Source organism: Pseudoxanthomonas sacheonensis, assembly GCF_010093305.1.
Classification (GTDB): domain Bacteria; phylum Pseudomonadota; class Gammaproteobacteria; order Xanthomonadales; family Xanthomonadaceae; genus Pseudoxanthomonas_A; species Pseudoxanthomonas_A sacheonensis.
Map to the genome: position 1 here is coordinate 137,037 of NZ_PDWS01000009.1, position 23,147 is coordinate 160,183.

The window sequence follows — 23,147 nt, forward strand, 5'->3', positions numbered from 1 at the left end:
CATTCTTCTGCTTGTACTGCGAACCGTTCGCACGGTCCGTCCGTTCTTCACCAGGGAAGGGCGTTGTCGAGATAGCGGTAGGAACCGTTGGGGCCGGCGTCGTCGATCAACGCCAATGCGACACTGGTCTTGGCGCCGTCCGGAACATCGATCTCGCCTTCGCCCGCATTCATGTCCGTCTTCACGTAGCCCGGATGGATGGTGTTGACCTTGACCTTGCTGTCGCGCAGTTCGTAGGCCAGCTGCACGGTCCAGGCGTTCACCGCGCTCTTGGAGACGTTGTAGGCCGGAATCTTGAAATCGTAGATGGGCGAGGAAGGATCGCTGTGCAGCGTCATCGAACCCAGCAGGCTGGACACGTTGACGATGCGTCCGGCCGGCGACTTGTGCAGCAGCGGCAGGAACGACTGGGTGACGGCAATCAGGCCGAACACATTGGTATCGAAGGTTTCGCGCCAGGCCTGCAAGGTCTGTTCGGAGATCTTCTTGCCCTGCTCGTCGCGCAGGATGCCGGCGTTGTTGACCAGGATATCGAGGTGGCCGTATTTCTTCGCCACTTCGTCCGCGGCGGCGGCGATGCTGGCCGTATCGGTCACGTCGAGGACGATCGCTTCCACCGGCAGGCCTTCGGCCTGCAGTTTCAGCGCCGCTTCGACGGCCTTGGCACGGTCGCGTCCGGCCAGCAGGGTATGCACGCCGGCCTGGGCGAGCTGACGGACGGTTTCGAAACCTATGCCGCGGGTAGCGCCGGTAACCAGTGCGGTCTTGGAGGTGTTGCTCATGGGGGATGCTCCGATTCTGGGGGGAGGAGTAGCTGATGCCGGGCGGCGGATTGGCGCCGCCCGTGCGGTCGATATGATTGGTCGCGCCGCCAACCGGCGCTATCCGTTTTCCGTTTTCGCGATCAAGCCTGCACCGCGTGCGATGACGCGATCGTGGATTCGCCGTGCGTGACCAGCGGACGTCCCGACAGCTTGCGCAGCGCGACATAGAACACCGGGGTCAGGAACAAGCCGAACAAGGTCACGCCCAACATGCCCGCGAATACGGTGATGCCAGTGACCGAACGCACCTCCGCACCGGCACCATGCGACAACACCAGCGGCACCGTGCCGGCGATGAAGGCCACTGAGGTCATCACGATCGGACGCAGACGCAGGCGGCACGCTTCCAGTGCGGACTCGACGATGTCCTTGCCCTGCATTTCCAGCTCGCGGGCGAATTCGACGATCAGGATCGCGTTCTTGCACGCCAGGCCCATCAGCACCACCAGACCCACCTGCACGAACACGTTGTTGTCGCCGCCGGTCAGCCATACGCCGGCCAACGCGGACAGCAGCGTCATAGGCACGATCAGGATCACCGCCAGCGGCAGGGTCCAGCTTTCGTACAGCGCGGCCAACACCAGGAATGCGAGCAGCACCGCCAACGGGAACACCACCAGCGCGGCTTTGCCCTGGGTGGCCTGCTGGTAGCTCAGGTCGCTCCAGTCGATGCCCATGCCCGGCGGCAGCACCTGCCCGGCCAGTTCGGTCACCTTGGCCATCGCCTCACCCGAGGACATCACCCGCGGGTCGGCCTCGCCCAGCAGGTCGGCCGCCGGATAGCCGTTGAAGCGGATCACCGGGTCCGGGCCGTAGGTCCGCTTGATGTTCACCATCGAACCGATCGGCACCATCTCGCCGTTGGCGTTGCGCGTGCGCAGGTTGGCGATGTCTTCCACATTGTCGCGGAACTGGCCGTCGGCCTGCGCGATCACCTGCCAGGTGCGGCCGAACATGTTGAAGTCGTTGACGTAGGCCGAACCCAGGTAGGTCTGCAGCGTGTCGAACAACTCGGTCAGCGGTACACCCTGGGCCTTGGCCTTCACCCGGTCCACTTCCGCGTCCAGCTGCGGCACGTTGGCCTGATAGCTGCTGATCGGGAAGCCCAGGCCGGGCGTCTGCGAGGCTGCGCCCTGGAACGACTGCACCGCGGTCTGCAACGCGCCGTAACCCAGATTGGTACGATCCTCGACGAACAGCGACCAGCCCGAACCGTTGCCCAGACCCTGGATGGGCGGCGGCATCAGCGCGAACGCGAAGCCTTCCTGGATACCGGAGATCTTCTGGTTCAACTCGGCGGTGATCGCCGCTGCGCTGTTCTTGCGCTGGTCGAACGGCTTCAGGGTGAAGAACACCACGCCGTTATTGGGCGTGTTGGTGAACTGCAGCGGGTTCAGGCCGGGGAACGCGACCTCGCTTTCCACGCCCTCGATTCCCTTCGCGATCGATGCGATCTTCTTCAACGCCGCATCGGTGCGCTCGATGGAAGCGCCCTCCGGCATCTTCACGCCCGCGATCAGGTACAGCTTGTCCTGCAGCGGAATGAAGCCTGCCGGCACTGCCTTGAACATCACGCCCGCGCCGATCAGCAACACCACGTACACGGCGAACACCGCGCCGCGCTTTCCGAGCGCGCGCGACACCGCACCCTCGTAGCGCTTCGAATTCTTGCTGAAGAAGCGGTTGAACGGGCGGAACACCCAACCGAACAGGCGTTCGATCAAACGCGAAGGCGCGTCCTTGGCCGCGTCGTGCGGCTTCAGCAGCTTGGCCGCCAGCGCCGGCGACAGGGTCAGCGAGTTGATCGCCGAGATCACCGTGGAGATGGCGATGGTCACCGCGAACTGCTTGTAGAACTGGCCGGTCACGCCGGTCAGGAACGCCATCGGCACGAACACCGCGCACAGCACGAGTGCGATGGCGATGATCGGCCCGGACACTTCCTTCATCGCCAGGTGCGCGGCCTCCAGCGGGCTAGCGCCCAGCTCGATGTGCCGTTCCACGTTCTCCACCACCACGATGGCGTCGTCGACCACGATGCCGATGGCCAGCACCAGGCCGAACAAGGTCAGCGTGTTGATAGAGAAGCCGAGCAGATACAACGCGGCGAAGGTGCCGACGATGGATACCGGTACCGCGATCAACGGAATGATCGACGCGCGCCAGGTCTGCAGGAACAGGATCACCACCAGCACCACCAGCAAGGTGGCTTCCAGCAGCGTGGTCACCACCGCCTTGATCGAATCGCGCACGAAGATGGTGGTGTCGTAGATCGACTTGTATTCCACGCCCGGCGGCAGGGTCTTGGCGATCTCGTCCATCTTGGCGATCACCGAGTCGCGGATCTCCAGCGCATTGGCGCCCGGGGCCTGGAAGATGCCGATGGCCGCGGCATTCATGCCGTCCAGGCGCGCACGCAGGGTGTAATCGCCTGCGGCCAGCTCGACGCGGGCCACGTCGGACAACTTCACGATTTCGCCGGCGGCACCGCTTTTGAGCACGATGCCGTTGAACTCCTCGACGGTGCTGAGGCGGCCCTTGGCGTTGATCGGCAACAGGAAATCGCTGCCGTTGGCCATCGGTTCGGCGCCGAGCTGGCCGGCCGAAACCTGCACGTTCTGCTCGCGCACCGCACGCAGCACATCGCTGGCGGTCAGGCCGCGTGAGGCGACCTTCTCCGGATCCAGCCACAGGCGCATGGCGTAGTCGCCGCCGCCGAAGGCCTGCGCATCGCCGACGCCCGGGATCTTGGCCAGTTCGTCCTTCACGTGCAGACGCATGTAGTTGCGCAAGTACAGCGAGTCGTACTTGCCGTCGGTGGACACCAGATGCACCACCATCAGGAACACCGGCGACTGCTTCTGCGTGGTCACGCCCTGCCGGCGTACGTCCTCGGGCAGTCGCGCCAGCGCCTGGCTGACCCGGTTCTGCACGCGCACCGCCGCATCATCGGCGTCGACGCCGGGCTTGAAGGTGACGGTCAGCTGCAGCACGCCATCGGAACCGGCGATGGACTTGACGTACATCATGTCCTCGACGCCGTTGATGGCTTCTTCCAGTGGCGTGGCCACGGTTTCGGCGATCACCTTGGGGTTGGCGCCGGGATAGACAGTGCGCACCACCACGGAGGGCGGCACCACTTCCGGGTATTCGCCGATGGGCAGCATCGGGATCGAGATCAGGCCTGCGGCGAAGATCACGATCGACAACACCGCGGCGAAGATCGGCCGGTCGATGAAGAATCTTGAGAAGTCCATGGGTGGATTTCCTGGTAACTGAAAAAAGAGAACCCGTCTTCCTGTAAAGCAGGAAGTCGAACCCTTCTCCCGCTTGCGGGGGAAGGTGCCCGAAGGGCGGATGGGGGCAAGCTTTTGCCTTTCGGGGAGGTAGCGCGAAGAGCACCCCTCCCCAACCCTCCCCTGCTACGCAAGGGAGGGGGCTTTCATGGCTACTTCATCGCTACTTTCGGCGCGGGTTCTGGTGCGCCCATCGTCACGGTCTTCGCCTTCACCGGCATGCCCGGGAAGAACACCTTCTGCACGCCACTGACGATCACCTTGTCGCCGGCGGCCAGTCCGCTTTCAACGATGCGCAATCCGTCCGCGGTGCGTCCCAGTTGCACGTCCTTGCGCTGGGCCTGGCCCTTGCCGTCGACCACGTACACGTACTTGCGGTCCTGGTCGGTCAACACCGCCTTGTCGTCGATCAGCATCGCCTTGAACTCGCCGCTGCCCAGCACACGGACCCGCGCGAACAGGCCGGGCGTGAACACGCGGTCGGCGTTGTCCAGCAAGGCGCGCGCGCGGATGGTGCCGGTGGCCGGGTCGACCTGGTTGTCGAGGAAATCGACCACGCCGGTGTGCGGGAAACCGTCCTCGCCCACCAGCCCGACCTGCACCGGCACGCCTGCGCCGTTTTCGCTCGGGCGTTCGCCCTTGCGCGCCAACTCGGCGTAATGCAGGAAGGTGCGCTCGTCGGTATCGAAGTGCACGTGCATCTTGTCCAGCGACACCAGTGTGGTCAGCACGCTGGCCGAGTCGCCGGCGCTGACCAGGTTGCCGGCGGTGACCAGCGCACGGCCGGCGCGGCCGCTGATCGGCGCACGCACCTGGGTGAACTCAAGATTCAAGCGCGCCGCGTCCACTGCGGCCTGGGCGGCGGCGACATTGGCCTGCGCCTCGGCGGCGGCCGAGCGGCGCTGCTCGTAGGACTCGGTGGAAATGGCCTGCAGCTCGGAAAGCTTCTTGGCGCGCGCCGCTTCGCTGCGGCCCAGTTCGGCCTGGCTGCGGGCGCGGGCCAGATCGGCCTGGGCGCGTGCGAGTTCGGCGCGGTAGCTGCGCGAATCGATGGTGAAGAGCACGTCGCCCTTGCGGACTTCCTGGCCTTCTTCGTAATTCACGCGTTCGATGTAGCCGGACACGCGCGGACGCAGGTCGACATTCTCCACCGCCTCCACGCGGCCGCTGAAGTCGTCCCACTGGCTGACCTGCTTGACCAGCACCGGCGCGGCGCTCACTTCGGGCGGCGGCGGCATGCCGGTTTCGGCGGCCTGGCCGCTGCAGCCGGCGATGACGGCGACGGTAAGCGCCAGCACCACGCCCAGCGCCGTGGTGCGTAGGGCACGATTTTCGAGAAAGGAAATGGCATTCATTGGTTGGTCTCGTGGGTGGACAAGGGGAGAGGAAAACTGCTGAAAAGAGGACGCGGCGGCGTCAGTGCGCGGCCGGCGTCGAAACGCACCACCGGCTGCGCGCGCTCGGTACGGGTCAGCAACGACACCGCATGGCGGCCTACGGCCATGGCGCTGGGCCATTCGGCGCAGGCATTGCGCGCGTTTTCCGGCGTGCATACCGGATGGTCGACGGACAGCATCTGCACGCGCACGCCCAACGGTTGCGACTCTTCGTGCAACACGTTGGTCAGCATGCGCAACGCAGCGGCGGTGATGGAAGCGTGGCCATAGCCCGCCCAGCCTCGTTCGGCATATGGGCCGCCTATCAGGATGTAATGCGAAGCGACCTCGTTCTCGGCCAGCAGCGGCACCAGGTGGCGCGCGGCGGTCAGGTGCGGCAACAGATCCATTTCCAACTTCTGGCGCAGGAAGTCGGTGGGCTTGTCGATCAACCGGCCGCCTTCCAGCGGACTGGCGATACTGGCGAACACCGCACGTAGCGGACGCTTGCGCTTGCGCAGGTCCGCCGCCAATTTCGCCGCGTCCTCGTCGCTGGTGATGCATCCGGTGGTCATCAGCTCCAGCGCGGGCTCGTCGGCGTAGTGTTCGGCCAGCGCCTGCATGCGCGGACCATCGCGGCCCATCGCCAACACCGGGCTGCCGGCTTCCAGCAACGCACCGACCACGCCGAAACCGACTGTACCGTCAGCGCCCAATACCAGGACTTCCGGGTTCAATATCCCACTCATGGGACTTTTACTCCCGCTACTGGGATAATCCCAATACTGGCGATAGTCCCGCGACCCTTTCGCCCGAGCCGCACCCCGCCGCCGGTCTGGCTGCGATGGGGGGAGGTGAATTCGCGAAAAGCCGTACCGGACAAGCGATCGGTCAACGCTCTCAGCTCGGAAAGCGTTGTCTCTTCGCTGATTTCGGGGTCCGGCTCGGGGCGGAAGAAGCGGGAGAACAGCATGGCGGCAGCTGGCTATTGGTGGGAATGCCGACAAGATAAACCTGCAATCAGGACTTGATTAGTCTGAATTAAAGGGAATAATAATCCCGTCAGCGGTCCAATACCCCGTCCACCCCCTCGGGAGTTCCACATGAGCCACGATCTCAACGACACCCTCATTTTCGTCAAGGTGGTCGAGCACGGCAGCTTCATCGCCGCGGCCAATTCGCTGCGCCTGCCCAAGACCACGGTCAGCCGCAAAGTGCAGGAACTGGAAACGCGCCTGGGCGCGCAGCTCCTGCATCGCACCACCCGCAAGCTGGGCCTGACCGAGGCCGGCAACGTCTACTACGAGCATTGCCAGCGCATCGCGCGCGAACTGACCGAAGCCGAAAGCGCGGTCAGCCAGTTGCATGCCGGCCCGCGTGGCTGGCTGCGTTTCACCGCGCCCTATTCCATCGGCATCGACAAGATCGCGCCGCTGCTGGGGGAATTCCACGCACGGCACCCGGAAGTGCGCATTGAGATGGTGTTGAGCAACGAACCGCTGGACCTTATCGGCGGCGAGATCGATGTCGCCCTGCGTATCGGCAACCTGCCCGATTCCAACCTGGTCGCGCGCCGCCTGGGCAGCCTGCGCACGCAGGTGTACGCCAGCACCAGCTACATCGCCAAGCATGGCGAACCCCTGCACCCGGACGACCTGCAGCACCACCGCACGCTGGCCATGCCCAAGCATCGCCACGGCAACAGCTACGCATGGACCTTGAACGACGGCGTCAGCGATCGCGATTTCACCGTCAACCCGATCCTGGTCGCCAACGACCCGGCCGCGCTCAAGGGCGCGCTGCTCTGCGGCGAAGGCGTGGTGATCGCCGCCGACGTGATGGTCAGGCCATTCGTGGAGATGGGCCATGTGCAGCGCGTGCTGGCCGGCTGGATAGGCGGCGAGTACGAACTCAACGCCGTGTTCCCCCGCGGCCACACCCAGTCGCCGAAGGTGCGCGCGTTCGTCGACTTCCTGCTGGAGCGCCTGAACCTGGACATCGACTACATGAGCGCGCACTGCCCGCTGATGATGGCGCAGGCAGAGCTTGCGAAAGGCCAGGAAGACGCCGCCGAGGCCGAGGAGACCGTCGCGGCCGGCCAACGGATTCTGGAAGCAGTAGTTCCGTCGTAGGTCGGCCCCCGCATCAAGTGCGGGGCAGGCTCTACGTGGCCGACGGGCCGACGGGCCGACGGGCCGACGCGATAGAGTCGACCAGAAGCATGGCGTCGCGTTGGGGGCGTAGCCCCGACCTGCGTGACACCGGACTGAAACAAAACCGACGCAAACTTGTTGCTTGGGCGTAATGCCGGGCGCTGTCCGGCCGCTCCATTGGAGAAACCGGCATGTCCGCAAAGTTCGCTCTTGGTTTGACGCTTTTTCTGGCGTCCTTCGCCGTACTGGCCAAGCAGCCTTATGTGGACATCGAGCAGCGCCTGACTGCCGAACAATTGCGGGCCACCGGCCTGGACACGCTTTCAGCCGAGCAATTGAAACTGCTGAACGGACTGCTGCGCGAGGACGTGGTGAAGGCGGTCGAAGCCAGCAAGACCGAAGCGGAAACCGAACGCGCCTCCTCTTCGTCCTTGATCGGTCTCAACGACCAGCCCATCCGCAGCCGCGTGAAAGGTCCGGTCAGCGGCTGGGAACCCGGCACGGTGTTCGAACTGGAGAACGGCCAGACCTGGAAGGTGCTCAAAGGCAACATGAAGCTGCGCAAGCCTTTCGAGTCACCCGAGATCGTCGTCGTCCCCGGCATCGCCGGGCGCTGGTTCCTGCAGGTGGACGAAGACCTGCCCAAGGCGCGGGTTTACCGGATAGATTGATGCCTGACCGCATCGATCGGGACGCAACCTTCGCTCCAACCTGAACGGGCGCGGGACGATGGCCGGCTCATATTGGTCGCATTGCTCGCTTCGAGCATGTCCCAAGGCCTTTCGAGCGCTGCATTCAGATGCGTGCTGTATAGCTGGCACGTCGCTCCAAGGGCGACGTTGGTGGCACATGCCACGGAGGCTTGCTGATGCACATGAACAACTGCGTTGTACTACCGCTGCCGGTCGGGACGCTGGACATGGTGCGGGAACTGCTGCACTGGCGCCGCAGTTATCCGAACAGCCCATTCTTCAAGTCCGGGTTGGAGTTCGAACGCTACATCGCCACTTTCAAGTTCGGCTACGACACCTTCCTGCCCAATCGCGAAAAGAATTCCACCGAGGAGCTGCTACCCCGGCTGTGCCACCGGTACAAGGATGGCGTAGCGGCCTGCGACCGCATCGACTGGGTTGAAGCGGAGATGATCGTCTCCGCTACATGGGCGCGGTTGGAGGACGCGGATTCCGCGCGAACCGCAGTCAAGCTTTGACTGGAAGGTTCGATCGCACAATCGCGATCCGACTCGGCACGATCAGCGAGGCTCTGGCTCCACAATCAGGGCGCGCCCGTGGCGGTCACGGTACAAGTCAGGGTGAACTGCATCGAACTGCCCATCGGAAAGGTGGGAATCGCCACCCCCGACCCTTGCAGATCCGACACCGTCGGCGATGCCGGGCAGACCGCGCCGCCGGTGGCACTGCCGCAAACCAGCGTGCCCGTGCTGCAGTCCACACCGGCAATCGCCGGATCCCTGAGCACTGCGCCATCGCCGGGACCCGGTCCGTCGTTGTTGAGCGTGAGCGTATAAGTCACCGTGCCGCCGCTCTGCACAGCGGCCGGCGCGGCGGATTTTTCGATGCGCAGATCGACCGTCGGCGTATTGGTGAAAGTGCACTCGAAGTTCTCCGCGCTGCTGTCGATCAGGCTGCCCGGGATGGTGTAGGCGCTGCCTGAGCGGCTGCCTATGGCGATGCCGCCGGAAGTGCAGGTGGCGCCGGTGAGGTTCCATCCAGCCGGCAACGACGATTCGGTGATGACCACATCGCTGCCGAAGGCGGCGACAGCGAAAGGCTCAGTAGTGCCCGCAGACGCCGTATCGCCATCCACCTGCACCGGCGTGTTCGCGGCCACGGTGGCGACCGTGCCGGTAGCCTGACTGGTATTGGTCAAGCCGAATCCGAACGAGCCGCCGGCGACGAACTGCGTGGTCTTGTTGAGCGCCACCGTGGCCGGCGCGCATACCGCCGCCGGCGGCAGCACCTGCGCCAGGAACGCTTGCGCTCCGGGGCCGGACTTGATGTGCACGACGATTTCGTTGAGCCCGCTCAGCCAAGGTCCGTTCAATACTCCCGCAGCCTCACCGCCGGCCTGAAAACCAGTGTAGAAATAAGGGTCGGCGGCGCCGTAGTTGGAATGCACGCCTTGCGCATTGCCGTTCACCCAGACCTCGAACACCGAATTGTCGGCGTAGAACTGCATGTCCAGCGCCATTATCGTCGGATCCACGCCGGGCGCGATGTTGAACTGGAAGCGGTAGAAGATGTCGTAGTTGCCCGGGCCGGGATGGAGCGCATCGGCCGCATTCGAGATCCAGTTCGCGTTGCCATAAGGCGAGACGATGTAGGAAGCCGGCGGTGCGGCGACGACCTGCGCCGCGGCATAGGTCAGGCCCACCGGCGGCGCGCCGGTGATCGGCGTGGTGGTCAGCGCGACCTGCCAGTAGTTGTCAGCGCCCGAAGTCTTCCTGCCCCCCGCTCCATCGTAGGCGGTGTTGAACATCGCGCCGCCGCTGATGCAGCTGATGGTGGCGACATTGCCCGGCGGCAGCGGGAACTGCGTATCGGTATCGCTGGCCGTATTGTTGGCGGTATTGGTATCGGGCGAGCCGGTCGGCGCCGTAACCGTTGCGGTATTGACCAGGTTGCCGGAGAACGTGGAGGGCGCGAACAGCGTCAGGCTGTAGGTGACCGAGCTGTTCGCCGGCAGGTTGGCGGTGGTGTTGATCGCGCCGGTGCCGCTGGCCGCGCCGCAGGTGGCGCCGCCGGTAGCGCCGCCGCAAGTCCAATTGGCGGTGGTGATGCCGGTGGGCAACGAATCGGTCACCTGCGCGTTCTGTACGCCGAACGGGCCGTTGTTGCTGACCACGATGGTATAGGTGACGTTGTTGCCGGGCGTATAGATGCTGCTGGCGTCGGTCTTGGTGATCGCCAGATCGACCGCGAACTCCACCGGCGTGGTGACGCACTTGGCGCCGTCGCCGGCGCCCGCCGGCGCATCGGAGATCAAGGTGGCCTGGCCGGTCGTCGTGTCGAACTTGTAGAACCCGCCGCTATTGCGACGGCCGAAAACGCCATTGCTGGCCCCCATCATCGAACCGAAAGCGTCGGTAGTCCCTATGAACCCCGAAGGCCCGATCGCGGTCACGGCTCCGGTCGTCGGATTGATGGCGTTGAGCAGGCCGGTCACATTGTCCTGGGCGTAAAGCCGGCCGTTGTACCAGGCCAGGTCCGCCGACGCGATGGCTTGATTGAGCGTGATCAGGGTGGAGGTCCGGGTGGTGAGATCGACCCGCCACAGCTGGTTGATGGTGGCGTTGTCCTTGATGTAATAGAAGCCGTCCGCGCCTACCTCGCCCGAAGCTATTCCCGTTCCACTGGCATTGATTCCGCCGCCTGCGATGGCGCCTGTGTCCTCTACCACGCCGTTGCTGCCGATACGCAGCAGACGGTAGGTGCTGGTGGTGGCGTCCCAGCGCGTGGCGAAGATGTAATTGCTGGCAGGGTCGTAGCCCATGGCGTTGTAGCCAGTGGCATCAGGCGAACCTATCGACGGATAGGTAAGCGGGTTGGTGCTGGTATCGATGCGATGGAGTTGGGTCGGACCGCCCACTCCGAGATACATGGTGGAAGTGCAGGTACCGAAGCTGGGCTGGGTCGTGTTGACGTAGGCGCACTCGAAGGCCTCGCCCGCCACCACGGCCGCGGCCGGAATGGTGATCTGCCTGGCGCTCAGCGTTCCGACCGCGGCGCCAGCGGAGTTGGTGCAGCTGGCCGATCCGAACGACCAGAGAGCCGGCAGCGTGGATTCGTTGATGGTGATCGCCACGCCCAGGGCCGAAGCGGTGAAATCGGTGACGGCCGCATTGGCGTCGCCATCCACCACGGTGGGTACTCCCGCCGCAGCGGTCGTGACCGTGGCCGTGGTGCGCACCGTGTTGGTGAGCGTAAAGCCGAACGCGCCACCCGCACCGTTCTGGGTGGTCTTGGTCAGCGTCACCGTCGGCATGGTCGCCAGCATCACGTCGTCGATGCCGAAATCGTTGCCGGTGGCGGCCGTGCTCGCATTGTTGATGCGCAGATTGACCGAGGTGGTGGTGGCGCTGGTGGTGAATATCACCTGGCGCCGGATCCAGGTGTTGTTGGTCCCCGGATAGGCCGTGTTGACGGTGCTGACCACGGCGATCGTGCCGGCGTTGGGAGTGATCACCTGACTCAGCACCGGGTCGCTGACCTGGTTGGTGACCATGGTCCAGTACGAGAACACGTAGTTCTTGTTCGGCTCCACGGTAATAGCGGAAACGGTACGCCAGACCGCCTGGCCCGCGGTGTAGGCGCAGGCTGCGGTGTTGTGATACAGGTAACGCGTCGATGCGGCGCCATCGGAGGTGGAGTCGCCTCCGGTGGCGACGATCTGTCCGTTCAAGCAGGCGGCGCTGAGCCAGTTGCCGTCGGCGGTGCTCTGCGCAGTCGGCAAGGTGCCATTGACCGCTCCGAAGGTCTCGCGGAACGCGATCTGCGCATGCGCGCTGCCGCTCCATAGCGCCATGGCGAGAACTATGGCGCACGAGGCTGCAGCTACCAGTTTCGTTTTCATATCGCTGATCATTTCCTTGTCCCAAACGCGCATCAGTACGAACCCACGATATTCAGGAACCACCCTTTATGGTCGTAATCGAAGTCGGTGAGGTCGTCGCTGAAGTCGGTGAAGTTGTAGCCCACGCCCACGCGGAAGTTCTTGTTGATATCGCGGTCCAGGCCGACCAGGTAGCCGCTGCGCGTACCGCCGTCCTCGACGTCCAGCCACCGGTATTCGGCCAGCGCGTGCCATTGGGTGCGTAGTTCGTAGCGGATCTGGCCCGAGGCGAAAGTGGTGCCCGAATCGAACCAGTCGCCGGTGCCGCGACCGAAACGCGCCTCGCCTTCGCGCCGCGCCAGCTTGGCGGCGAATTCCCAGTGCCGGTCCAGCTTGTACACGCCTTCCAACGACAGTATCTGCGACTTCTGGTCGTAGCTGGCGCCGTTGACCTGCTCAAGCGTGGCCAGATCGTAAAGATAGGTATAACGGCCGAACACGCCCCAGCGCGTGCTGTTCCAGGGGCGCCAGGCAAAACCGAAATTGCCTTCGACGAACTTGGCGCCGGCGGTCGGATCGATCTCGTCGTCGGTGTCGGAATAATTGAACCGCGCCGCGATGCGCCAGCTCTCGTTGATCTTGTGCAGCAGGCGGTTGGTGCTGACCCACTGCCGGCGACGCTCGAAACCGGTATCCCGGCGCCACTCCAGCTTGCTGTTCCAGTCGGTGTCGGGCGAGGTGCGGCCGCCGCTCAGGCTGATCGCGCGACGATCGACCTGCTCGCCGACGCTGTTGGTCAATTCGCCGTCTGACAACGTGAAGCCCAGGTTCCAACCCTGCGACGGATAGAAATCCATGCCGAAGGTATGCGCCAGGCCGGACTCCTGCCGGGTCTTGAGGAACTGGCTTTCGTTGAACAGATTGACCTGGTTGGACAGCCGCCAGCGCTGGCCCAGGGTCCAGCCGTTCTGGCGAGCGGGGTTGAACAAAGAGTCGTACTGGGTGCTGTCGGTCGAATAGGTGTAGCTGCCGTAGACCGAATGCTCGGGATTGAGGCGGTATTCGGCATTCACCTGCGCGGCATCGCCGCGGTCGCCATGAGTGATCTCCGCGCCGACCGTGGACAAGTCGCCGAACAGATACTTGCCGCCCAAGGTGTACGCATCGTTGTCGGCATAGGCGCCGCCGTCGTCGTCCACGGTGAACTGGGCGGTGCCGTACAGGTCCAAAGACGTACCGATCTTGTGGCTATAGCGCAACGCCGCCAGCGTGCCCGAAGCATCGCCCGCCAGCCGCTTTTCTTCGATCCTGCGCAACTCCGCCGTAAGGGTGGCGAAGTCGGTGGCGCGCCATTCCCCGGTGATCTGCGTCTGGTCCAGCGATTCGCCGCCGCGTTCGGCCCGGCTGTAGCGCGCGTACAGGCCCAGGCTGGCGTTGAATTGGCCCAGCACTTCCACGCCCTGCTCTTCCACGTCCATGCCGTTGTCGAAACGGCTGACCGAATAGCCCGCACCGACTCTGCGCCACCAGGCGCCGGCGGACCAGTCCTGTTCCGTCCAGCCGAGTTCGCGGAAGTTGATGCGCGCCTCGATCGCTTTCGCCTCGCCTTCGCGCGGCCCGACCGGATTGAGCCGGGTGAAAGTGAAGCCGCCGTTGTCGGAGAAGAACACCGGCGCGCTGAACGATTCGGTCTGGCTGTACTCGGCTTTCAGGTACGTGCCGCGGCCGGCCTGCAAGGTGATGTCGCCCGCGGCGAGAGTGTAGTCCTCGCCAGCGCGGTTCTCGTCGATGTAGGTGGCGCCTATGCCGAGATGGTCGCCGAACCAATGCTTGCCGCGAACGCCGGCGCTGACCTGGTCGGCGTCGAAGTCCGACGGCACCCATTCGTAGTCCGCGATCAGACGCTGTTCGTACCCGTCCAGCGGCGTGTCGCGCGAGATGCTGCGCAGATTCTCGCGGGTGAGCATCGCCAGCGGCCGCGTCAACAGCACGCGGCCCTGCAATTCGTCGATTTCGTAATCGGCGCCGCGCTGCAGCGTCACTCTGTTCTCGATGCGGCCGGTGGCGGCGTCGCGGATCTCCAGCACCACCACATCCGAGCCGGGCAGCAAGTCCGTGTGCTTGAGGTAGTAAAGGCTGCCGCCGGTGCCGATGAACTCGCTGTGCCCGGGCGCGGTCTGCGCTTCGGAGCCGAACGCGCGCAGCTCGGTGCCCGGATCGCCCCAGGCGTTGCTGCCGCGCGAGCGCCAATTGAGCGCGGCGCCGTACAACGAGCGTACGTACTGGCCGTATTCGGTGCCGGTGAAGCCGGTGCTGAAATTGCCCCACAGCGCCTGGTTCTTGTCCCAGTCGGCGCGCAGGTAGAAGCGGCCCATGGTGTCGACGTCGCGATAGGTGGTGGAGTCGTCGCCGTAAACCGGGTAATAAAGATCCGGATCCAGGCGGCGGAAGATGTCCTGCGGATCGGCCTGGCCGAAACCGTCGAACAGGTGCTCCAGATCGCGTTCGGTGGTGTCGGCCTGCGCCGTGATCAGATATTTGCCCTTGACCTTGGCCTTGCCGTAGAACGCCAGGCGACCGTCGCTGATCACATCGTCGGCGTAGCGGCTGTCGGTCGCGAACGCATCCACCGATCCGCTGATCTTGTTCTGCCATACCGTCACGTCGGCCAGGCCCACGCCGAAGAAATAGCGGCCGGTGACATCGACGCTCAAGGTGTGGCGGATGCCCTGCGGATCGTTCGCTGGCTTGCCGCCCAGGCCGTCGCTGCCGCCGTTGAGGGCGATCTCGAAATCGTGGCGGCCCACCGGCATCAGGTATTCGGCGACGAACTTGCGTTCCAGATCGACCGGATAGCTGTCGCCGTTGATCAGCAGCGAATAGCCCGCCGGCAGATTGCGGCCTTGGATGCGGATGCGGGAACCGTAGATCGGGATGTTCTGCTGGCGCAAACCATTGGCGGAAAAAGCATCGTCGATCAGTTCCTGGGTTTGCGCCTGGTCGGTGGTCAGCGCGGTGCCGAGGGTCTTCTCGACGCTCTCGCGCACTTGCCGCCCGCCGCGCTCGGCCTCTTCCGGCGTCACCAGTTGCAGGGCGCGTGGCTGGGTTTCGTCGAAGTGCCCTTCCCTGTCGTAGGCGCGCAGCACGTAGACCAGCTCGTCGCCGGCACGGAAACGGTATTTGGACAACAGCACGCCGTCCCAGTCCGCGTTGGACACGGCCGCCACGTCCACCGGCACCGTGGCCAGTGGTTCCACCAGGTCGGTATCGACGGCGCGGTAGACCTTCAACTCGTACCGTTCGATGAAGGAGGAGTAGTTGCTGCGCACATAGAACTGCACGGGCTTGACGATGGCCTGGCCGTCGAAGGCCACGAAGCCCGGCGCGGAGATAGACAGTTCCGGCAGGCTCAGCGCCGGATCTTCGGTAGCCCAGATCACGCCGCCATTGTCGAGCTGCAGGTTGAACTGGCCCGCTACGGTCGCCCTGCCCGGCGCGGCCGTGTCGATATCGACCCGGCGGTCCGGCTGCAACGCCGCCGGCGATGCGGCATCGGCCGGCACCACCGGATTGCGTTCGCCCAGCGTGCGCAGCCGGAACAGCAAGCCCTCTTCGGAACTGCACTCGTCGCCGGCGCAGTCCGCCGAAGCCTGCGTTTCCTGCGCAAGCGCCAGTGGCGGCATGCTCGCAAGCAGGCCGATCAAGGTGTAATCGAGTAGTTTCATTTTGATGGTCATGGCCCGCCCCCTCACTTGCCGCTGCCGGCAGGGGCCGGGCCGTTGCTGGATTCCATTTCCACGCGCACCCGACTGCGCAGCTCCGGGCTCAATCGCTGAGCGATCGCCTCGTACACCGCTTTCGCCCGCCGCATCCCCAATGCCAGGTTGTAGGCGTCGGCGCCGCGCACGTCCGCATGGCCGACGACCGACACCGTGCCGCCGCGCGCCTGTTCCAGATAGGCGGCGATGCGGTCGAGCAAGGGGGCGAACTCAGGGCGGATCGTTTCGCGGTCGGTGTCGAACAACACCGTGCCCAGCCGCGGCCCGCCCTGGCCCACGCCTGCGACCAGGCTCGTCGGATCGTTGACCTTGGTGCGCACGCTTACGCTCAGCGCGTTCGCCGTCTCCGACGGCAGTTTCGCCAACAGCGCGGTCCTTACCGCGGTCGCCCGATCGAAAGCCAACCCTTCGCTCTCGCCGTCGGCGCTGATCACCACTTCGCCGCCACGGTATTCGGCGAGCTTGGCGGCGATCTGGTCGATAGTCGGCAGATAGCGCTCGCGCAGCTGCGCGCTGCCGGCGGCGAAGATCACTTCGCCCAGTTCCAGTTCGATCTTGCGTTCGCCACCCTGGATCAGCGCTACCGGCAACTTGGCGCCGAAATCGAACCGTACCGGCAGGCCCGGGGTGATGCGGCGGACCAGCGGATTGTCGGTGGTGATCTGCGTGCCCGGCGGCAACGTCGAAGGATCGACCTTGAGGATGAAATTGCGCCCGCGTTCCCAGGCGCCGCCCGGTATGCCGGCCAGGTGATAGCGGCCGAACTGGTCGGTCTCCACCAACAGGCCGTCGACCGAGGCGATGCGCACGCCCGGTATGCCGCGTTCGTCGATACCGGCATTGCGGATGAGGTAGTCCACCACGTAGCCGCCCTCGCCTTGCCCGATGCGGCGCTCGACTTCCGGCACGGCGGCGTTCAGCCCTTTCGCCGCTTCGCCTTCGGTCGCTAGCGTGGTCGCACCGGCGGCGTCCATGCGCAGGGTCACGCCTTGCTGGGTGCTGAGCACGAAATCGCTGTTGAAATCGGGCCGGGTCAGGCGCTGGCGCAACACGATCTGCCGGCGCTGCGCCGGATCGGCCGGCGACTGGCGCGCACCGATATCGCCCAACGCGATGCCATGCAGCAGCGGCGCGCTGGCATCGGCGACCGGCTGCGGTCCATCGGCGCGATCGATCGTGGTCGAGCCGGGCACGTAAGCCGTAGCGTCGAAGCCGCCCTGGATGCGCACGCCGGAGAGCGCAGCGTTGTCCTGCCAGCCGTCGCCGTCGCGGTCGTCGAACACCGTACCCAGAATCAGGCTGTCGTCGATCAGCGGATCGGCCGCCAGCGTCAGTTCCGCAGTGGCGACGTTCGAAATCGGCGTGCCGCCATTGGAATAAGCCTGCGCCTGGTTGATCAGCACGCCCGGCCGCACGCCGGCGCCGATCCGCATCAGATAGACCAGAGTCGCCGATTCGCCCGCGCCGATGTCCAGGCCTTCGAACCGGATCGGGTTGTAGCCGCTGGCCGTCGCGGCATTGTCGCCGTCCACCACCGTCAGCGAACCGTCGACGTAGGTGAACCCGGCTGGCGGCGTATCGACCACATCGGCGTCGACGACATTGGTCGCGCCCACGTTCTCGACCGTCACCGTGTAGCGCACCAGATCGCCGATCCGGGCTTCGCGCACGCTGCTGGTCTTGATCACGCGCAATTGCGAGGCGTCGGCGACTTCGTGCTCGATGCTGCAGGTGGAGCAGGACGGCGGATTCTGCTGGCTGCCGCCACCGGTGGCCAGCACGACGTTGCTCACCGTGGCGCCGGTGTCGGCATTGATCGTCGCAGGATAGGTGAAGGTATAAGTGCCTGGTGCGGAACCGCTCGCCAGCACGCAGCGCAGACCGGCGCCGTTGGGCGTACAACCTGCCGGCAATGCGCCCAATGTCAGGCCGGCGCTCGGCGTGTCGTCGAGAACAAGGTCCGAGGTGGTCGCAGCCTGCGACACGTCCACAGTCAGCGTGTATTGGATCGTGTCGCCCACATGCAAGGTCGCGCCACCGCCGGGATCGGCCGACTTGGTCACCGCGACGATGGGTTCGGCGACGCGATGCTCGGTGCTGCAGCTCTGGCAATCGGGCTCTTCGCCGCCGCCGCCGCTGGCGACGACCGTATTGCCGATGCTGCCGGTCGCGCCTGCATCCACCTGCACCTGGTAGGTGAAGGCATAGCTGCCGGGCGCCGTGCCCGTTGCCAGGGTGCATTCCAGGCCGCTGGCGACGGCATTGCATGCGCCGCCTGCCGGAACCTGGAACGTGGTGGGCAGCAGCGTCTGTCCGGCGCTCACGGTGTCGGCCAGCGACACCGCCGCGACGGTCGTGGAATTGGCTACGTTCACCGTTATCGTATAGGTGACGATGTCGCCCACTTCCACCGTCTCGCCATTGGCCGGATCGGCGGTCTTGTTCACCGTCACGCGCGGCACGATGGGATTGGTGGTGGTGCAGCTGGCGCAGTTGCCGGTGCTGGTCGTCACGGTGTTGCTGACGGAAGTAGTGGCGTCCGCACCGACCGTTGCCGTGTAGACGAAGGTGTGGGTGCCGATGGCCGCACCCGCAGCAAGGGTGCAGGTGATCACCTGTCCGGCCGCCGTGCAGCCGGCCGGCAGCGTGCCGACGGTCAGGCCGGCGCCGAGCGTATCGGTCAACACTTCCGGCGCGCCGCTGACCGCGTTGGCCACGTTTACCGTCAATGTGTAGGTCAATGTGTCGCCTACCGCCACGGCCGTGCCGCTGGCCGGATCGACGGACTTGCTCACCGTCAACGTCGGCGTGAGCGGATTGGTGGTGGTGCAGGTTCCGCAAGTGCCGGTGCTGGGCACCACGCTGTTGCTGACCGAGGTGGTCGCTGCGGCGTCGACGGTGGCGGTATAGATAAAGGTATGCGTGCCGATGGCGCTGCCGGCAGGCAAGCTGCAGGCAATCACTTGACCCGAAGAGGTGCACCCCGCCGGCAGGGTGCCGACCGTCAGACCCGCGCCGAGCGTATCGGTCAGCACTTCCTGGACGGTCGTGACCGCATTGGCGACATCGATGGTCAGCGTGTAGGTCAGCGTGTCGCCGACCGCCACGGCCGTGCCGCTGGCCGGATCGACGGATTTATTGACCGTGATCGTCGGATCGACCGGATTGGTGGTGGTGCAGGTTCCGCAAGTGCCGGTACCGGGTACCACGCTGTTGCTGACCGACGTGGTCGCCGCAGCATTCACGGTCGCGGCATAGACGAACGTATACGCGCCGATGGGACTGCCGGCCGCCAGGGTGCAAGTGACGACCTGGCCGGAAGAGGTGCACCCCGTGGGCAAGGTGCCGACCGTCAGACCAGTGCCGAGCGTGTCGGTCAACACTTCCTGTGCGGTCGTGGCTGCATTGGTCACCTCTACCGTCAGCGTGTAGGTCAGCGTGTCGCCCACCGACACCGCGGTGCCGCTGCCGGGATTGACGGACTTGTTCACCGTAATTCGCGGCGTGACCGGGTTGGTGGTGGTACAGGTCAGGCAGCTACCGGTGCTGGGCACCACGCTGTTGCTGACCGACGTAGTCGCTGCGGCGTCGACGGTGGCGGTGTAGGTAAAGGTATGCGTGCCGATGGCCGCGCCCGCTGCCAGCGTGCAAGTGACGACCTGTCCCGAAGACGTGCAGCCGGCCGGCAAGGTGCCGACGGTCAGGCCGGCACCCAGCGTATCGGTCAGCACTTCGGCCGCATTGGTCGTGGCATTGGCGACGTTGACCGTCAGCGTATAGGTCAACGTATCGCCTACCGCTACCGCCGTGCCGCTGGCCGGATTGACGGACTTGCTGACCGTCACCGTCGGATCGACCGGATTGCTGGTCGTGCACGCGGTGCAACTACCGGTGCTGGGCACCACGCTGTTGCTGACCGACGTGGTCGCCGTGGCGTTCACCGTCACCGTGTAGACGAAGGTGTAGCTGCCGATGGCGCTGCCGGCCGCCAGGGTGCAAGTGATGACTTGACCCGAAGCTGTGCAGCCCGCGGGCAAGGTGCCAACCGTCAACCCTGTACCCAACGTGTCGGTCAGTACTTCCGCTACCGTCGTCGCGGCGTTGGCGACGTTGACCGTCAGCGTGTAGGTCAACGTGTCGCCCACCGACACGGCAGTACCGCTGCCCGGGTTCACGGACTTGTTGACCGTCACCGTCGGGTTGACCGGATTGGTGGTGGTGCAGGTCGAGCAAGTGCCGGTGCTGGGGACCACACTGTTGCTAACGGAGGTGGTCGCCGTGGCAGCCACCGTCGCCGTGTAGACGAAGGTGTAGCTGCCGATGGCGCTGCCAGCGGCCAGGGTGCAGGTAATCACTTGGCCCGAAGACGTGCAGCCCGCCGGCAACGTGCCGACGGCCAGGCCGGCGCCGAGCGTATCGGTCAGCACTTCGGCCGCCGTGGTCGCGGCATTGGCGACGTTCACCGTCAGCGTGTAGGTCAGCGTGTCGCCAACCGCCACGGCCATGCCGCTGGCCGGGTTCACACTCTTGCCCACGGTTATTGTCGGCTCGAGTGGATTGGTGGTCGTGCACGTGGTGCAAGTGCCGGTGCTGGGCACTACGCTGTTGCTGACCGTTGTGGTCGCCGTGGCGTTCACTGTCGCCGTGTAGACGAAGGTGTAGCTACCGATGGCGCTGCCGGCCGCCAGGGTGCAAGTGATGACTTGACCCGAAGCTGTGCAGCCAGCCGGCAAGGTGCCGACCGTCAACCCTGTACCCAGCGTATCGGTCAGCACTTCCGCAACGGTCGTGGCAGCGTTGGCGACATCCACCATCAACGTGTAGGTCAGCGTATCGCCCACCGACACGGCCGTGCCGCTGCCCGGGTTGACGGACTTGTTCACCGTAATTCGGGGCGTGACCGGGTTGGTGGTGGTGCACGTGGTGCAGCTGCCGGTACTGGGGACCACACTGTTGCTGACCGACGTGGTCGCCGTGGCAGCCACCGTCGCGGTATAGACGAAGGTGTAGCTGCCGATGGCGCTGCCGGCCGCCAGGGTGCAAGTGACGACTTGGCCGGAAGAAGTGCAACCTGCCGGCAAGGTGCCGACGGTGAGGCCGGCGCCGAGCGTATCGGTCAGCACTTCGGCCGCGGTGGTCGCCGCATTGGCGACGTTGACCGTCAGCGTATAGGTCAACGTATCGCCTACCGCTACCGCCGTGCCGCTGGCTGGATTGACGGACTTGCTGACCGTCACCGTCGGATCGACCGGATTGCTGGTCGTGCACACGGTGCAACTACCGGTGCTGGGCACCACGCTGTTGCTGACCGAAGTGGTCGCCGTGGCGGCCACCGTCGCCGTGTAGACGAAGGTATACGCACCGACAGGGCTGCCGGCAGCCAGCGTACAAGTGACGATCTGGCCCGAAGGCGTGCACCCTGCCGGCAAGGTGCCGAGGGTCAGGCCCGCGCCCAGCGTATCGGTCAGCACTTCGGCGGCGGTGGTCGCCGCATTGGCCACGTTCACCGTCAGTGTGTAAGTCAGCGTGTCGCCGACCGACACCGCCGTGCCGCTGCCGGGGTTCACGGACTTGTTGACCGTCACCGTCGGGTTGACCGGGTTGGTGGTGGTGCAAGTCAGGCAGGTAGCGGTGCTGGGCACTACGCTGTTGCTGACCGAAGTGGTCGCCGTGGCGGCCACCGTTGCCGTGTAGACGAAGGTGTAGCTGCCGATCGCGCTGCCGGCAGGCAAGGTGCAAGTGATCACCTGCCCCGCCGACGTGCAACCTGCAGGTAGTGTGCCGATGGTCAGGCCGGCGCCGAGCGTGTCGGTCAGTACTTCGGCCGCGGTCGTCGCGGCGTTGGCCACGTTCACTGTCAGCGTGTAGGTCAGCGTACTACCGACCGACACCGCGGTGCCGCTGCCCGGATTCACGGACTTGTCGACCGTCAGGGTCGGATCGACCGGATTGACGGTCGTACAGGCCACGCAAGTGCCGGTGCTGGGCACTACGCTGTTGCTGACCGTTGTGGTCGCCGTGGCGTCCACCGTCGCCGTGTAGACGAAGGTGTAGGTGCCGATGGCGCTGCCGGCCGCCAGGGTGCAAGTGATCACTTGACCCGAAGAAGTGCACCCTGCCGGCAGGGTGCCGACCGTCAGGCCGGCGCCGAGCGTATCGGTCAGCACTTCGGCCGCGGTGGTCGCGGCATTGGCGACGTTCACCGTCAGCGTGTAGCTCAGCGTGTCGCCGGGCGATACCGCGGTGCCGCTGCCTGGGTTCACGGTCTTGCTGACCGTCACCGTCGGGTTGACCGGGTTGGTGGTGGTGCACGTGGTGCAGCTGCCGGTACTGGGGACCACACTGTTGCTGACCGAGGTGGTCGCCGTGGCGTCCACCGTCGCCGTATAGACGAACGTGTAGCTGCCGATGGCGCTGCCGGCCGCCAGGGTGCAAGTGATGACTTGGCCCGAAGAGGTGCAACCTGCCGGCAAGGTGCCGACGGTGAGGCCGGCGCCGAGCGTATCGGTCAGCACTTCGGCCGCGGCGGTCGCCGCGTTGGCCACGTTCACCGTCAGCGTATAGGTCAATGCACTACCGACCGACACCGCGGTACCACTGCCCGGATTCACGGACTTGCTGACTGTCACCGTCGGGTTGACCGGGTTGGTGGTGGTGCACGTGGTGCACGTGCCGGTGCTGGGGACCACACTGTTGCTGACCGACGTGGTCGCCGCAGTGTCCACGGTCGCGGTGTAGGCAAAGGTATGCGTGCCGATGGCGCTGCCGGCAGGCAAGGTGCAGGTGATCACTTGACCCGAAGAGGTGCAGCCCGCCGGCAGGGTGCCGACCGTCAAACCGGCACCGAGCGTGTCGGTCAATACTTCTGCGGCTGTCGTGACGGCATTGGCCACGGAAATTGCGAGTGTGTAGGTCAACGTATCGCCGACCGACACTGCGGTGCCGCTGCCGGGGTTCACGGATTTGTCGACCGTCAGGGTCGGATTGACCGGATTGGTGGTCGTGCACGCCGAGCAGGTGCCGGTGCTGGGGACCACACTGTTGCTGACGGAGGTGGTCGCCGTGGCAGCCACCGTCGCCGTGTAGACGAAGGTGTAGCTGCCGATGGCGCTGCCAGCGGCCAGGGTGCAGGTAATCACTTGGCCCG

10 protein-coding genes are annotated in these 23,147 nt (G+C 65.2%); 3 read left to right on the plus strand and 7 right to left on the minus strand.

Annotation, left to right across the window (positions count from 1 at the left end):
- Window positions 1–47: 47 nt before the first annotated feature.
- From CSC73_RS09880 to CSC73_RS09895, 4 genes are all read right to left on the minus strand, one after another.
- Window positions 48–782: an SDR family oxidoreductase gene (locus CSC73_RS09880; protein WP_163840262.1), complete on the minus strand. Its 735-nt coding sequence runs from the start codon at window positions 780–782 to the stop codon at window positions 48–50.
- A gap of 122 nt (window positions 783–904) precedes the next feature.
- Complete coding sequence (locus tag CSC73_RS09885; protein ID WP_163840263.1) at window positions 905–4,081, minus strand: efflux RND transporter permease subunit; 3,177 nt, start codon at window positions 4,079–4,081, stop codon at window positions 905–907.
- Window positions 4,082–4,272: 191 nt separating this feature from the next.
- Window positions 4,273–5,475, minus strand: coding sequence for an efflux RND transporter periplasmic adaptor subunit (locus tag CSC73_RS09890; RefSeq protein WP_163840264.1), 1,203 nt, complete (start codon window positions 5,473–5,475; stop codon window positions 4,273–4,275).
- Window positions 5,472–6,245, minus strand: coding sequence for an SDR family oxidoreductase (locus tag CSC73_RS09895; RefSeq protein ID WP_163840265.1), 774 nt, complete (start codon window positions 6,243–6,245; stop codon window positions 5,472–5,474). The genes CSC73_RS09890 and CSC73_RS09895 overlap by 4 nt, the downstream gene beginning before the upstream one ends.
- A gap of 354 nt (window positions 6,246–6,599) precedes the next feature.
- Between CSC73_RS09895 and CSC73_RS09900 the strand changes: the two genes are divergently transcribed.
- From CSC73_RS09900 to CSC73_RS09910, 3 genes are all read left to right on the plus strand, one after another.
- Window positions 6,600–7,628, plus strand: coding sequence for a LysR family transcriptional regulator (locus tag CSC73_RS09900; RefSeq protein ID WP_163840266.1), 1,029 nt, complete (start codon window positions 6,600–6,602; stop codon window positions 7,626–7,628).
- 212 nt (window positions 7,629–7,840) lie between these two features.
- Entirely contained in the window at window positions 7,841–8,320 is a 480-nt protein-coding gene (locus CSC73_RS18365; RefSeq protein WP_170299064.1) for a hypothetical protein, read from the plus strand.
- Window positions 8,321–8,523: 203 nt separating this feature from the next.
- Window positions 8,524–8,859 (plus strand): hypothetical protein, encoded by a 336-nt coding sequence (locus CSC73_RS09910; RefSeq protein ID WP_163840267.1) that lies wholly within the window; start codon window positions 8,524–8,526, stop codon window positions 8,857–8,859.
- Between the two features lie 65 nt (window positions 8,860–8,924).
- Here CSC73_RS09910 and CSC73_RS09915 read toward each other — a convergent pair whose 3' ends face one another.
- Genes CSC73_RS09915 through CSC73_RS09925 form a run of 3 tightly spaced genes read right to left on the minus strand, consistent with a single transcriptional unit; the run spans window position 8,925 to window position 23,139 of the window.
- On the minus strand, window positions 8,925–12,242 hold the full coding sequence (locus CSC73_RS09915) for a DUF6923 family protein (RefSeq protein WP_163840268.1): 3,318 nt from the start codon (window positions 12,240–12,242) through the stop codon (window positions 8,925–8,927).
- Window positions 12,243–12,274: 32 nt separating this feature from the next.
- Entirely contained in the window at window positions 12,275–15,958 is a 3,684-nt protein-coding gene (locus tag CSC73_RS09920) for a hypothetical protein (protein ID WP_211840856.1), read from the minus strand.
- Window positions 15,959–15,969: 11 nt separating this feature from the next.
- On the minus strand, window positions 15,970–23,139 hold the full coding sequence (locus tag CSC73_RS09925) for an isopeptide-forming domain-containing fimbrial protein (RefSeq protein WP_211840857.1): 7,170 nt from the start codon (window positions 23,137–23,139) through the stop codon (window positions 15,970–15,972).
- Window positions 23,140–23,147: the final 8 nt, after the last annotated feature.

Coding starts and splice junctions, on each gene's coding strand:
- CSC73_RS09915 (WP_163840268.1), bottom strand. CDS start 12,242: ATGAAAACGAAACTGGTAGCTGCAGCCTCGTGCGCCATAGTTCTCGCC.
- CSC73_RS09885 (WP_163840263.1), bottom strand. CDS start 4,081: ATGGACTTCTCAAGATTCTTCATCGACCGGCCGATCTTCGCCGCGGTG.
- CSC73_RS09895 (WP_163840265.1), bottom strand. CDS start 6,245: ATGAGTGGGATATTGAACCCGGAAGTCCTGGTATTGGGCGCTGACGGT.
- CSC73_RS09890 (WP_163840264.1), bottom strand. CDS start 5,475: ATGAATGCCATTTCCTTTCTCGAAAATCGTGCCCTACGCACCACGGCG.
- CSC73_RS09900 (WP_163840266.1), top strand. CDS start 6,600: ATGAGCCACGATCTCAACGACACCCTCATTTTCGTCAAGGTGGTCGAG.
- CSC73_RS09880 (WP_163840262.1), bottom strand. CDS start 782: ATGAGCAACACCTCCAAGACCGCACTGGTTACCGGCGCTACCCGCGGC.
- CSC73_RS18365 (WP_170299064.1), top strand. CDS start 7,841: ATGTCCGCAAAGTTCGCTCTTGGTTTGACGCTTTTTCTGGCGTCCTTC.
- CSC73_RS09920 (WP_211840856.1), bottom strand. CDS start 15,958: ATGACCATCAAAATGAAACTACTCGATTACACCTTGATCGGCCTGCTT.
- CSC73_RS09910 (WP_163840267.1), top strand. CDS start 8,524: ATGAACAACTGCGTTGTACTACCGCTGCCGGTCGGGACGCTGGACATG.